This is a genomic window from Janthinobacterium darwini (assembly GCF_051380905.1).
Lineage (GTDB): Bacteria > Pseudomonadota > Gammaproteobacteria > Burkholderiales > Burkholderiaceae_D > Janthinobacterium.
Window position 1 is genome coordinate 1,862,197 of the sequence record NZ_JBNYXX010000001.1, and the last position, 12,039, is coordinate 1,874,235.

The 12,039-nt window shown below is 60.6% G+C and carries 13 protein-coding genes; 7 read left to right on the forward strand and 6 right to left on the reverse strand.

What is annotated here, in order from left to right; genetic code table 11:
• Positions 1-4: 4 nt before the first annotated feature.
• Positions 5-1,351, reverse strand: coding sequence for an MFS transporter (locus ACQ4WZ_RS08650; RefSeq protein WP_101481354.1), 1,347 nt, complete (start codon positions 1,349-1,351; stop codon positions 5-7).
• A 217-nt stretch (positions 1,352-1,568) separates the two neighbouring features.
• Between ACQ4WZ_RS08650 and cyoA the strand changes: the two genes are divergently transcribed.
• The 7 genes from cyoA to ACQ4WZ_RS08685 all read left to right on the forward strand — a co-directional run bounded on the left by cyoA (position 1,569) and on the right by ACQ4WZ_RS08685 (position 8,334).
• Complete coding sequence (cyoA, locus tag ACQ4WZ_RS08655; protein WP_257561015.1) at positions 1,569-2,552, forward strand: ubiquinol oxidase subunit II; 984 nt, start codon at positions 1,569-1,571, stop codon at positions 2,550-2,552.
• A gap of 84 nt (positions 2,553-2,636) precedes the next feature.
• The gene (gene cyoB, locus ACQ4WZ_RS08660) at positions 2,637-4,640 is read left to right on the forward strand and encodes a cytochrome o ubiquinol oxidase subunit I (protein ID WP_101481352.1); all 2,004 of its coding nucleotides are present in this window, start codon (positions 2,637-2,639) and stop codon (positions 4,638-4,640) included.
• Complete coding sequence (cyoC, locus tag ACQ4WZ_RS08665; RefSeq protein WP_034788486.1) at positions 4,633-5,271, forward strand: cytochrome o ubiquinol oxidase subunit III; 639 nt, start codon at positions 4,633-4,635, stop codon at positions 5,269-5,271. Before cyoB ends, cyoC begins: the two co-directional genes overlap by 8 nt.
• On the forward strand, positions 5,268-5,654 hold the full coding sequence (gene cyoD, locus ACQ4WZ_RS08670) for a cytochrome o ubiquinol oxidase subunit IV (protein WP_101481351.1): 387 nt from the start codon (positions 5,268-5,270) through the stop codon (positions 5,652-5,654). The genes cyoC and cyoD overlap by 4 nt, the downstream gene beginning before the upstream one ends.
• Positions 5,651-6,475 carry an SURF1 family protein gene (locus ACQ4WZ_RS08675; RefSeq protein WP_101481350.1) on the forward strand — a complete coding sequence of 275 codons (825 nt, stop codon included), beginning with the start codon at positions 5,651-5,653 and terminating at the stop codon, positions 6,473-6,475. The genes cyoD and ACQ4WZ_RS08675 overlap by 4 nt, the downstream gene beginning before the upstream one ends.
• A complete protein-coding gene (locus ACQ4WZ_RS08680; RefSeq protein ID WP_101481349.1) occupies positions 6,459-7,808 on the forward strand; it encodes an ATP-binding protein in 1,350 nt (449 codons plus the stop codon). Before ACQ4WZ_RS08675 ends, ACQ4WZ_RS08680 begins: the two co-directional genes overlap by 17 nt.
• Positions 7,798-8,334, forward strand: a complete 537-nt coding sequence (locus ACQ4WZ_RS08685; RefSeq protein WP_101481348.1) for a response regulator transcription factor — start codon at positions 7,798-7,800, stop codon at positions 8,332-8,334. The genes ACQ4WZ_RS08680 and ACQ4WZ_RS08685 overlap by 11 nt, the downstream gene beginning before the upstream one ends.
• A 108-nt stretch (positions 8,335-8,442) precedes the next feature.
• On the opposite strand, the gene ACQ4WZ_RS08690 is transcribed toward ACQ4WZ_RS08685, so the two are convergent.
• The 5 genes from ACQ4WZ_RS08690 to ACQ4WZ_RS08710 all read right to left on the reverse strand — a co-directional run bounded on the left by ACQ4WZ_RS08690 (position 8,443) and on the right by ACQ4WZ_RS08710 (position 12,035).
• Positions 8,443-9,954: a dienelactone hydrolase family protein gene (locus ACQ4WZ_RS08690; RefSeq protein ID WP_436573120.1), complete on the reverse strand. Its 1,512-nt coding sequence runs from the start codon at positions 9,952-9,954 to the stop codon at positions 8,443-8,445.
• Positions 9,955-9,997: 43 nt separating this feature from the next.
• Positions 9,998-10,576, reverse strand: a complete 579-nt coding sequence (locus ACQ4WZ_RS08695; RefSeq protein ID WP_143452557.1) for a hypothetical protein — start codon at positions 10,574-10,576, stop codon at positions 9,998-10,000.
• 302 nt (positions 10,577-10,878) lie between these two features.
• A complete protein-coding gene (locus tag ACQ4WZ_RS08700) occupies positions 10,879-11,106 on the reverse strand; it encodes a hypothetical protein (protein ID WP_436573121.1) in 228 nt (75 codons plus the stop codon).
• A gap of 69 nt (positions 11,107-11,175) precedes the next feature.
• The gene (locus ACQ4WZ_RS08705) at positions 11,176-11,670 is read right to left on the reverse strand and encodes a GNAT family N-acetyltransferase (protein ID WP_133991371.1); all 495 of its coding nucleotides are present in this window, start codon (positions 11,668-11,670) and stop codon (positions 11,176-11,178) included.
• Positions 11,671-11,684: 14 nt separating this feature from the next.
• Positions 11,685-12,035 carry a hypothetical protein gene (locus ACQ4WZ_RS08710; protein WP_436573122.1) on the reverse strand — a complete coding sequence of 117 codons (351 nt, stop codon included), beginning with the start codon at positions 12,033-12,035 and terminating at the stop codon, positions 11,685-11,687.
• Between the last annotated feature and the right edge of the window lie 4 nt (positions 12,036-12,039).

Consider the following 12,039-nt stretch of genomic DNA (forward strand, 5'->3'; position numbering starts at 1 on the left):
TATGTCAATCGCGGATTTCCAGTGCCCGGTTCAGGCTCAGGGCTGCCAGCGAGGCAACGGCGCCCGACAGCAGGTAGAAGCTGACATAGGCGAGGCCGAAGTTGGCCGACAGGCCCAGCGCCACCAGCGGGGCGAAGCCGGCGCCCACCAGCCAGGCCAGGTCGGACGTCAGGGCCGCGCCCGTGTAGCGGAAGCGGGCAGGGAAGTTGGCCGTCACGGCACCCGATGCCTGGCCGTAAGACAGGCCCAGCAGGCTGAAGCCCACGAGGATGAACACGTCCTGGCCCGTATTGCCGCCGCCCATCAGGGTCGGCACGAAGGCGCTGAAGATGGCGATCAGCACGGCCAGCACGCCCAGGGTGGTGCGGCGGCCCACTTTATCGGCCAGCAAGCCGGAAATCACCACGCCGATGGCAGCCAGCACGGCGCCCAGCATCTGCACTTGCAGGAAGTCCGAAGCGGAACGCGTCTGGTAGACGGAAATCCATGACAGCGGGAACACGGTAACCAGGTGGAACAGGGCGTAGCTGGCCAGCGCGGCCAAGGCGCCGATCAGCACGTTGCGGCCCTGGCCGCGGCTCATTTCAAATACGCTCACGGGCTGCAGTTCGCGTTCGTCGAGCAGGCGCGCATATTCATTCGTCGATACCAGGCGCAGGCGGGCAAACAGGGCGACCACGTTGATGGCAAAGGCGACATAGAAAGGATAGCGCCAGCCCCAGTCAAGGAACTCTTCGTCCGTCAGGTTGACCAGCATGAAGCAGAACAGGCCGGCGGCGATCAGGAAGCCGAAGGGCGCGCCCAGCTGGCCCAGCATGGCGTACCAGCCGCGCTTGTTTTCCGGCGCGTTCAGGGCCAGCAGCGATGGCAAGCCGTCCCACGAACCGCCCAGCGCCACGCCCTGGCCGATGCGCAGCACGGACAGCCAGATGATGGCGGCAAAGCCCAGGTGCGAGTAGGTCGGCAGGAAGGCGATGCCGGCCGTCGACACACCCAGCAGGAAGAGGGCGATCGTCAGCTTGGCGCTGCGCCCCATGCGGCGCTGGATCTCCATGAAGATCACGGTGCCGAACGGACGGGCGATGAAGGCAAACGAGAAGATCAGGAAGGCATATAATGTGCCCTCCAGGCGTTCTTCAAAAGGGAAGAAGACGCGCGGAAACACCAGCACCGAAGCGATGGCGTAGACAAAGAAGTCAAAGTATTCGGAAGCGCGGCCGATGATCACGCCGACGGCAATCTCACCGGGGTCGATATGCGATTCGACCGTGCCGTCTCCGCGTGCGTCGCGCAGGGAATGGGGGGAAAAGTCGGCGGGTACATCCCCGCCGTGTGTGCGTGTGCTGGACATGATGATCGTCTCCAATATAGTTTCGAGTTCGGCCAACGCGTAACATACCCCGGGTGTCTCACGCCCGGAGTAGGATTATTCACCAGGTAGTCGTTAAAAAACTCTGCACATACCCAGTGAAAATCCGAGCAAGGGGGTGGACAAAACGTCCAATTGCCAACGCGCTCCAGTGAGAATACAGTACCATATCTTCATCCCCTGTACTGGACTTTCCTGTATGTTTTCATTAAAAGTTCGTCGCGGACTGCTTCTTTTACCTCTCGCATTGTTGGCTGGTTGCAATACGGTGGTACTGAATGCGTCTGGTGACATCGCAGTTCAGCAAGGCAATCTGATTGTCATCTCGACATTGCTGATGCTGTTGATTATCGTTCCGGTAATCGCCCTGACCCTGCTCTTTGCATGGCGCTATAGAAAAAACAATACCGCGGCCAAATACGAGCCGGACTGGGACCACTCGACTCGCCTCGAGCTGATTATCTGGGGTGCGCCCCTGTTGATCATCATCGTGCTGGGCCTGCTGACCTGGATCAGCACCCACACCCTCGATCCATATCGCCCATTGAGCCGTATCGACGCTAACCGCCCCATTCCTGCCAGCCACAAGCCGATGATCGTCGAAGTCGTGGCCCTGGACTGGAAATGGCTGTTCATCTACCCGGAGCAAGGCATCGCTTCCGTGAATGAACTGTACGCGCCCGTCGATCGTCCGATCCGCTTCAAGATCACCGCCTCGTCCGTCATGAACTCGTTCTTCATCCCCGCACTGGCAGGTCAGATCTACGCCATGCCGGGCATGGAAACGCAGTTGAATGCCGTCATCAACAAGCCTGGTGTATACAAGGGCTTCTCCGCGAACTACAGCGGTGCCGGTTTCTCGGGCATGCGCTTCAAGTTCCACGGTGTCAATGATGCGGACTTCGACAAATGGGTGGAATCGGCACGTGCCGGTGGTGGCGCGCTGAACCGCGACGATTACCTGTCGCTGGCCCAGCCTAGCGAACGCGATCCGGTGCGCCGCTACAGCGCCGTACCTAACGATCTGTACAAGGCAATCCTGAACCGCACCATCGTTTCCGACGCCCTGTGCGTGACGCCGGTCGAGCCATACAAATTGACGATGGCAAAGAGCCCGGTAGCGGCCGTAACGGCAGTAGTCGCTAGCGATGCAATAGTTGAAAAGGGCGTTCAAGCCAAGTAACGACTGCATGAATCCCGCAGCGCATTGCGCTGCAGATACTGGCGCCGCTTGCCTGGCGCCTCCCTTTTTTCTCTGAGAGTAACAATGCTAGACCATATTGATCTGACGAAGCTTATCTTCGGCCGTCTGACTTGGGATGCAATTCCATTTCACGAACCTATCCTGCTGGCGACCTTTGCGATGGTCGCCCTGGGCGGTATCGCACTCGTTGCGGCACTGACGTATTTCCGCGTCTGGGGTACCCTGTGGCGCGACTGGATCACCAGTATCGACCATAAAAAAATCGGTATCATGTACATGATCCTGGGCCTGGTCATGCTGCTGCGCGGCTTTGCCGACGCGCTCATGATGCGTACCCAGCAGGCGATCGCCTTTGGCGACAATGCCGGCTTCCTGCCACCGCATCACTACGACCAGATCTTCACCGCTCACGGCGTGATCATGATCTTCTTCGTCGCGATGCCTTTCGTGACGGGTCTGATGAACTACGTGGTGCCGCTGCAAATCGGCGCGCGCGACGTGGCTTTCCCTTTCCTCAATAACTTCAGCTTCTGGATGACCACCATGGGCGCTGCCCTGGTCATGGCTTCGCTGTTCGTCGGCGAATTCGCCCGCACGGGCTGGCTGGCCTATCCACCGCTGTCGGGCATCGTCGGCAGTCCGGACGTGGGGGTAGACTATTACATCTGGTCCTTGCAGATTGCCGGGGTCGGGACGCTATTGTCCGGTGTCAACCTGATCGCCACCATCGTCAAGATGCGCGCGCCAGGCATGACCTGGATGAAAATGCCAGTCTTCACCTGGACCGCACTGTGCACCAACATTCTGATCGTCGCCGCTTTCCCGGTACTGACGGCTGTGTTGGCCATGCTGTCGCTGGACCGCGTTGCAGGCTTTAACTTCTTCACGACGGAACTGGGCGGCAACGCCATGATGTACGTCAACCTGATCTGGATCTGGGGTCACCCAGAGGTCTACATCCTGATCCTGCCACTGTTCGGTGTGTTCTCGGAAGTCGTTGCGACCTTCAGCAGCAAGCGTTTGTTCGGTTACGCCTCGATGGTCTACGCCACCTGCGTCATCATGATTCTATCGTACCTGGTATGGCTGCATCACTTCTTCACCATGGGTTCTGGCGCCAGCGTCAATTCCTTCTTCGGCATCACGACGATGATCATTTCGATCCCGACGGGCGCGAAGATCTTCAACTGGCTGTTTACCATGTACCGCGGCCGTATCCGCTTCGAACTGCCTATGCTGTGGACGATCGGCTTCATGGTCACCTTCACCATCGGCGGCATGACTGGCGTGCTGCTGGCCGTACCACCGGCGGACTTTGTCTTGCATAACAGCCTGTTCCTGATTGCCCACTTCCATAACGTGATTATCGGCGGCGTGGTGTTCGGTGTATTTGCTGCAATTAACTACTGGTACCCGAAAGCCTTCGGTTACAAGCTCGACGCGTTCTGGGGCAAGTGCTCGTTCTGGTTCTGGTTCGTCGGCTTCTACCTGGCCTTCATGCCGCTGTACGTGCTGGGCCTGATGGGCGTGACCCGTCGTGTCAACCACTTTGAAGATCCATCGCTGCAAATCTGGACCATCATCGCCTGGTTTGGCGCCGTCTCGATCGCACTGGGTATCGCTTCCATGCTGATCCAGTTCTATGTCAGCTACCGCAACCGTCACGCCCTGCGCGACGTGACCGGTGACCCATGGGGTGGCCGTACGCTGGAATGGTCGACGTCGTCGCCTCCGCCAGACTATAATTTCGCCTTCACGCCACAAGTGCACGAACTCGATGCATGGACTGACATGAAGAAACACGGTTACCAGCGTCCGACGTCCGGTTTCACGAAGATCCACATGCCGAAGAACACCTGGGCTGGTTTCGTGATCGCCGCACTCTCCGCACTGGTCGGTTTTGGCCTGATCTGGCAAATGTGGCTCGTCGCCAGCATAGGCTTCGTGATCATGATGGTCACCATCATCGTCCATACCTTTAACTACAAGCGCGATTACTACATTCCTGCGGAAGAAGTGGTCCGTACCGAAGACGCTTACACTAAATTGCTGAGCAGCCATGTCTGATACCATCGCCCATAACACCGGCGCCGCTGGCGCCGCACCAAGCACGCGCAGCTACTTTGTGCGCGAGCACCACCCGGAAAACGGCAGCCTGCTGGGTTTCTGGCTCTACCTGATGAGCGATTGCCTGATCTTCGCCTGTCTGTTCGCCACCTACGCCGTGGTCGGCCGCAGCTATGCGGACGGCCCGACGGGCGCCGCGCTGTTCGACCTGCCACTGGTGGCTGTCAACACGGCCATGCTGCTGCTGTCGTCGATCACCTACGGCTTCGCCATGCTGGCCATGCAGCGCAAGCAATTGCGCAGCACCCTGGTCTGGCTGGGCATCACGGGCCTGTTCGGCTTGGCCTTCCTGTCGCTGGAAATGTATGAATTCATTCATCTGATCCACGAAGGCGCCGGTCCGCAGCGCAGCGCGTTCCTGTCGTCGTTCTTCGCCCTGGTCGGCACCCACGGCTTGCACGTGACGTTCGGCGTGATCTGGCTCGTGACCTTGATGTTCCAGTTGAACAAGCATGGCCTGACCCCGGAAAACGGCCGTCGCATGATGTGCTTGTCGCTGTTCTGGCACTTCCTGGACGTCATCTGGATCGGCGTCTTCACCTTTGTCTACCTGATGGGAGTGCTGCCATGAGCGACCACAACACACACGGCGATAGCCACCACCATGACCAGCACGATCATGGCAGCCTGAAAAGCTACACCATCGGCTTCATCCTGTCGGTGATCCTGACGGCCATTCCTTTCTGGCTGGTGATGACGAAAGCCATCACCAACTCGGGCACCATGGGCCTGGTCCTGCTGGCGTTTGCGGCTGTTCAAGTGGTCGTGCACATGGTGTACTTCCTGCACATGAACACCAAGTCCGAAGGCGGCTGGAACATGATGGCGCTGATCTTCACGATCATGATCGTGGGCATTGCCATGGCCGGTTCCCTGTGGGTCATGTACCACATGAACCACAACATGATGCCGGATCTGATGCCTGAGTACATGCATACGAAAACGGCTCCATGATGAGTCAACCGCGCCCAAGCAACACCGGGCGCGCCCCTGGCGCCGCATCGCAAGATGCTGCGCCAGGCCCACGCGGCATGGTCGTGCGATATGCATTGGCCGTGCTGGCGGGGATCTTATTTGCCGGTTTCTGTGCCTTGGGCACCTGGCAAGTCAAGCGCCTGTTCTGGAAGCTTGACCTGATCGAGCGCGTCGAACAACGCGTACATGCGCCCGCAACGGACGCACCTGGACCCGCAGCCTGGGCCAGCATTACGCCACAAACGGATGAATACCGCCATGTGCGACTCTCCGGTACTTATCTCCCCATTTTCAATACCCTGGTGCAGGCAACGACGGCACTGGGCAGCGGTTATTGGCTGATGACGCCATTGCGCCTGGCCGATGGCAGCACCGTGCTCGTCAACCGCGGCTTCGTGCCGAAGCGCGCCAGCATCGCCGCCAGCACGCCGGCCGGCATCGTCAACGTCGACGGCTTGCTGCGCATCAGCGAGACGGGCGGCGGTTTCCTGCGCGAGAATAGTCCTGCCACGCAGCACTGGTATTCGCGCGACGTGGCCGCCATCGGCGCCTCGCACATGCTGAGCAACGTGGCGCCATATTTTGTCGATGCGAAGGAAAAGTCGGAAACGGCCAGTGACGCGCCCGTCGGCGGACTGACCGTGATTTCCTTCCACAACAACCACCTCGTGTATGCCTTGACGTGGTTTGCGCTGGCCTTGATGGTGGCCGGCATCAGCTGGTGGATCGTGCGTGAAGACAAGCGCCGCCGCGCCCGTGGCGCCCAGCGCCAGGAAAGCGACCATGCCGGGCAGGATTGAGATCCTGCCCAACCGCGAAGTCTTAGAGCGCGGTGCGGTGGCGGCCGAGATGGAACATCCGGCCGGCCACCAGAACATGAAGCTGCTGATCCAGCTGCGCTGGCTGGCCGTGATCGGCCAGATCAGCACCATCTTCGGCGTGGGTGTAGGGCTGGGCATTGCCTTGCCCGTACCCTACATGCTGGAAGTGCTGTCTTGCCTCATCGCTTTCAATCTTGCCAGCCTCTTGCGCTGGCACGAACGCCAGCCCGTTTCCAACACGGCCCTGTTTCTCGCGCTGCTGGTCGACGTCACCGTGCTGACGGCCCAGCTCTACCTGAGCGGCGGCATCAGCAACCCGTTTGCCTTCCTGTATTTGTTGCAAGTCATCCTCAGCGCCGTGCTGCTGGAAGTGTGGTCGACCTGGATCATGGTGGCGATCACCAGCCTGTGCCTGGCAGGCCTGGCCTTGCTGCCCGGTCCCTTGACCTTGCCGATCGACCCCGAGCGGGGTTTTTCCAGCCTCTACGTGCAAGGCTTGCTGATCTGCTTCATCCTGAATGCCGCCTTGCTGGTGGTGTTCATCACACGCATCAACCGCAACCAGCGCGCCGGCGACGCCAAGGTGGCTGATCTGCGCCAGCGCGCGGCGGAAGAAGAGCACATCATCCGCATGGGCTTGCTGGCCTCGGGCGCCGCGCACGAGCTTGGCACGCCGCTGGCGACCCTGTCCGTCATCCTCGGCGACTGGCGCCGCATGCCGGAACTGAGCAAGAACAGCGAATTGCTGGAAGAAATCACGGAAATGCAGGCACAGTTGCAGCGCTGCAAGAGCATCGTCAGCGGCATTTTATTGTCGGCGGGCGAGGCGCGCGGCGAATCGTCCGTGAAAACGACGATCAACACCTTCCTCAACGACCTGGTCGACGAGTGGCGCAGCAGCCGCCCGATTCAGGGTTTCGAGTACGATAACCGCATCGAGCATGATGTGCCCGTCGTCTTCGATTCGACCCTGAAACAAACCATTTGCAATGTGCTCGACAATGCGCTGGAAGCGTCGCCCGACTGGCTGCGCTTCGAAGCGACGCGCGAAGCGGACGCCTTGCACCTGGTCATTACCGATGCTGGCCCCGGCTTCGAGCCGTCGATGCTGACGCACCTGGGCAAACCGTATCAAAGCAGCAAGGGCAAGCCAGGCGGCGGCCTCGGTCTGTTCCTGGTGGTGAATGTTGCGCGTACCCTGGGTGGTACGGTGACGGCGCGCAACAGGGTGCAGGGCGGGGCGGTAGTGCATCTGGCCTTGCCGCTGGCGGCCATCAAACTGGAAAGAGAAAGCGACCACCATGCAGGATGACCGTCTGTTACTGATCGTGGAGGACGACGCGGCATTTGCCCGCACCCTGGGCCGCTCGTTCGAGCGGCGCGGCTACCAGGTCATCCTGGCCACCAACTTCGATGAAGCGAGCGCCCTGCTGGAACAAAATTGCCCCGACTACGCCGTCGTCGATCTGAAGTTGAATGGCAATACGTCGGGCCTGGCTTGCGTACAGATGCTGCACCAGCACGACCCGGAAATGCTGATCGTCGTGCTGACGGGTTACGCCAGCATCGGCACGGCTGTCGAAGCAATCAAGCTGGGCGCCTGCCAGTACCTGGCGAAACCATCGAATACGGACGACATCGAAGCGGCTTTTGGCCACGTGGCCGGCAACGCCGACATCGAACTGACGAACCGCGCCACCAACATCAAGACCCTGGAATGGGAACGCATCCACGAAATGCTGGCCGAGACGGATTTCAATATCTCGGAAACGGCAAGGCGGCTGGGCATGCACAGGCGCACCCTGGCCCGCAAGCTGGAGAAGCAGCGGGTGAAGTAGGGCGCTTTCCGGCAGACGGCGCACAATTGCTATCTTTCCGATTTTCAAACACGCACCGCGTCAGGGGCGGCGCCCGCTCGCCTGGCATCGCTGGTTCACTGAACAGGCTTAACCACCGGCGCTCAGCGCCTTGATCCGCGCCACGGCGTTGACTTGCTCCTTGTCCACTGCGACAGCCTTTTCGTAGGCGGCAATCGCCAGCGCTTTTTCGCCAAGTGCCTCGTACGCTTCGCCTTCGCTGTCGAAGGCATTGCCAAATTGCGGCTCGATGTGGGTCGCCAGCTTGAACAGCTCCACGGCGCCGCGCGCCTTGTTTCCGCGCAGGAGCTGGTAGCCCAGGTTGTTGAGGTTGAGGGGGCTGAGTTTGAAGTCCGGCGACGCCGCCGCCATGCTGGTATAGATCGCTTGCGCATCCTTGAAGCCGCCGTCGGCGAAGGCGCGCAGGAAGTCCGATTCGCCCAGCAATGAGAATTTGGCTGGCCGGAACTGCATCGACATCACTTGCGGCGCGATTCCGTGCCGCGCCGGGGACTGTTGCAGGAATGCCCGCGCCTGGGCATCGTTTTTCAGGTAGGCGTCCAGAAAGCGGCGCACATACAGCGTGCCGCTGTGGTATGCCAGCACGACATCGGCGCGCTGGTAGTCGCCGAATGCATCGTCAGCGGAAAAGCGCAAGTGCCACGCGCTGAAGTGCGGATGCGTCATCGGATGCATGGTGCCGATGTAGACGTCGGAATACTTCATGCTGTTGAGATAGCTGATGCCCAGTTTGTCGTTGAGCTCCAGCTCCTCTGCCGACGGGGCACGGGCGCCCAATGACAGCATGGGCACGGGCGTGCGCGCCGGCCGCACATAGGTGGCGGCGCCCCATATCTTGGGATGAAACCGGATCGAACCGTCGAGGCTGACCAGGGCCTTGATGCGGCTCGAACGCGCCGCGGCAAAGACGTTGGCCATGCCGCCCCAGCTGAAACCGGTCGCTGCAACCTTGCTGATGTCGGCTTGCGGCAGGGTTTGCGCATAGTTGACAAGGAAGGCAATATCGGCGGCCTGCGCCTCGACGCCTTCGACGTCTTCCGTCATGACGACAGAGCGGGCGCCCAGGCTGCGGCTGGCGATGACCACATAGCCGTGGCTGGCCAGGTATTCGCACAAGTCCAGGTTTTCGTGTGCGGGGGCAGCGAAGCTAGGCGCGTAGATTACCACCGGGTAGATACCTCCGGAGGCCGGGGCATCGCGTACGGCGAGGGTGGCACTGCCGTACTGGGCTTTTTGCGGTCCCGACATCCAGGCTGCGCGCTGCCTGGCCGCCTCCGTGCCGGAAAATGCGAAGTCCACGTCGGACAGGCTGGCCGCGCGATAATCGGCCACCTGCATACGGGAACCTGCCGTCTTCCTGGCCGGATACCAGACGAGCGTCTGGATCGCGCGCCCGCTGCCCGTCGGGAGGGGCTTGCCAAAGGCGTCCAGCTGCGCGTCCATTACGCGGCTGTAGTCATACTGCTGCACGATGCGCAGGCCGACAGCGTGCGTGCCCGCCTCAGGGATCAGCGAAAGGGGGGCGGCAGCGGCGTTCAGCGTAGCGGCCGTGCACAGGATCAGGAGGAGAAGTTTTTTCATGTCCAGGTATCGTTGTGAAGTGAATAGGTGCGCGCGGAAAAGGCTAGTGGTTTTCGAAAGTCAGCTCGAGCACGCTGTCGTCGCTCCAGTCCTGCTCCCGCAAGGGCGGCGTGAACGACGCGCCGCTGAAGGGCACGGGCGCGCTTTTGCCGTTGAAGCTGATCGTCGCAGCCGTGATGCGCCGCGGTTCGACAAAGCTGTAGGTTCCCTTTTGCGACACGAAATTGCACGGCCCGCCCAATGCGCCCATCGCCGCGCGCATGGCGAAAGGCAAGGAGTCCTTGTCGATGGCCCAATGGACTTCGCACGTCAGTCGCAAGTCGCCCAGGCGGCGGATGGTGTCGCTGGTCGCCGCGCTGCGGATGTAGGGAATCCACCGGACCGAGCCGGCCTTGCGGTTCAAGGTCAGCTCGGCCTTTTCATACAGCGGGCCCAGTTCGACGGGCAAGCCGAAGATATTGCGCTCCCCCAGCGGTATCGCCGTACCTGCCTCGTCACTTTCCAGCCTGAGCGCGATGGCGTGCATGTCGACGTCGGGACGGCGCGGTTCCAGTATGAAGCGCAATTCGGCGCCCGGCGCCAGCGCATGTTTTTCTTCGAACCGTTTTACGCCCTTGAGCATGGCACTGTATGGCTTCCAGTCCGGATCCCGTATACCCTTTACATTGACTGACGCCGCCGCATCCTGCCCCGCTTGCGCCATGACTTGATCAGTATCAGCGTATGCCTGCGCCGCAGCGCCGCACAAGCACAGCAGAAGACCAGTTTTCTTGATTGCTCGCATCCCCGATCTTTCTACGCATCAATGGAAACGTGAGTGTAGAAAAAAACAACGCCACGAGCAAGTTATTAAGACAGAATGTGAATGGGGGGATCAATGGAATGCGTGAAAGTGCTGTTTTCCCGCATTAGGCGCACCGGTATTTACGTCAGTGCCATCAGCAAGCCGGAAGCAATGACTACCGCCGCAAACAGGGCAACGGCAAAGTGATTGTGAGGGAACCCCCTGGCCGGAGGATAGTGGCCCAGCGTGAGTAGTCGCAGCATTGCCCAGCCTGGCCAATAGAACAGTTTTTCTATGACTGTTCCCAACAGGCCATACAGTAACAGGCGTACGATCCATACGATGGCGTCGAAAATCCAGTCAAGCACGGTATATCCTCGGGGGGCACAAGCAGCGGCATGGATGGCTGCAATGGTCGTCAGATAGGCTGATTGAGCTCAAGCCGCCGCCAGCCACGCCATCTTTTGCACCTGGATATGGGGATGGCTTTCCAGCGGCTCCCATTCCGGCAAAAAGACAAAGCCCTGTTTCTGGTAAAACGCCGCCGCGCGCGCATTCTCCTGTGCCACGTCGAGCACCAGCCGCGCGTGGCCGTTGCCGACGGCACATTGTTTCACGGCGTCGACCAGGCCTTGCGCCACGTCCAGACCCCGACATTCCGGATGTACCCACATGGCGATCAGATGGCAATCGCCATTGCCGGCTACCACTTGCGCGGCGAGGCCGATGGGCTGTTCTCTCTCCAAGGCGAGGAAAAACGTGCGCTGCGGCGTGCTGATGGCGCGCTGTTGCCAGTCTGCATCGCTAAGGCGGGCCGCGCTGGCGTGGCTGGTGCCAAAGGCGGTGGGGGCGTCGAGCAGGGCGGCCAGGCGCGTGGCTTTCAGCGCCGGCCAGTCGGCGGCGCTGGTGGGGCGGATAATGATAGTCTTCAAATCGGCGACATGCCTTAACTGGTGGGCGCGGCCGTGGACGACGATATCTTCCTGTACGCTTCTGCCAGCGTCGTGACGGTCGCCACATCGTTCACGCTGCGCGCCTCGATGAGCGTTTCTCCCGCAGTGATGCTGACATCGCCGTTTGCATAACTGGCGGGAAAGCGCCGTTCGGTGATCTTGTTGCCGAGGACATTGCGCGTATAGCGCAGCGCGATGAGCCGCTCGCCTTCCTGTTTGATGACGATATAGTTCGGGACGGTGATGCGTTCCAGTTTCCAGGTGCCAATAAAGTCTTCGACAGGGGCGGCGCCGGCGTGCAGCGCGCAGCAGGCGGCGAGGGCGCCCAGGAGCAGTTTCTTCATGGTG

Coding starts and splice junctions, on each gene's coding strand:
- cyoA (WP_257561015.1), top strand. CDS start 1,569: ATGTTTTCATTAAAAGTTCGTCGCGGACTGCTTCTTTTACCTCTCGCA.
- cyoC (WP_034788486.1), top strand. CDS start 4,633: ATGTCTGATACCATCGCCCATAACACCGGCGCCGCTGGCGCCGCACCA.
- ACQ4WZ_RS08710 (WP_436573122.1), bottom strand. CDS start 12,035: ATGAAGAAACTGCTCCTGGGCGCCCTCGCCGCCTGCTGCGCGCTGCAC.
- ACQ4WZ_RS08675 (WP_101481350.1), top strand. CDS start 5,651: ATGATGAGTCAACCGCGCCCAAGCAACACCGGGCGCGCCCCTGGCGCC.
- ACQ4WZ_RS08695 (WP_143452557.1), bottom strand. CDS start 10,576: ATGCTCAAGGGCGTAAAACGGTTCGAAGAAAAACATGCGCTGGCGCCG.
- ACQ4WZ_RS08680 (WP_101481349.1), top strand. CDS start 6,459: ATGCCGGGCAGGATTGAGATCCTGCCCAACCGCGAAGTCTTAGAGCGC.
- ACQ4WZ_RS08650 (WP_101481354.1), bottom strand. CDS start 1,351: ATGTCCAGCACACGCACACACGGCGGGGATGTACCCGCCGACTTTTCC.
- ACQ4WZ_RS08690 (WP_436573120.1), bottom strand. CDS start 9,954: ATGAAAAAACTTCTCCTCCTGATCCTGTGCACGGCCGCTACGCTGAAC.
- cyoD (WP_101481351.1), top strand. CDS start 5,268: ATGAGCGACCACAACACACACGGCGATAGCCACCACCATGACCAGCAC.
- ACQ4WZ_RS08685 (WP_101481348.1), top strand. CDS start 7,798: ATGCAGGATGACCGTCTGTTACTGATCGTGGAGGACGACGCGGCATTT.
- cyoB (WP_101481352.1), top strand. CDS start 2,637: ATGCTAGACCATATTGATCTGACGAAGCTTATCTTCGGCCGTCTGACT.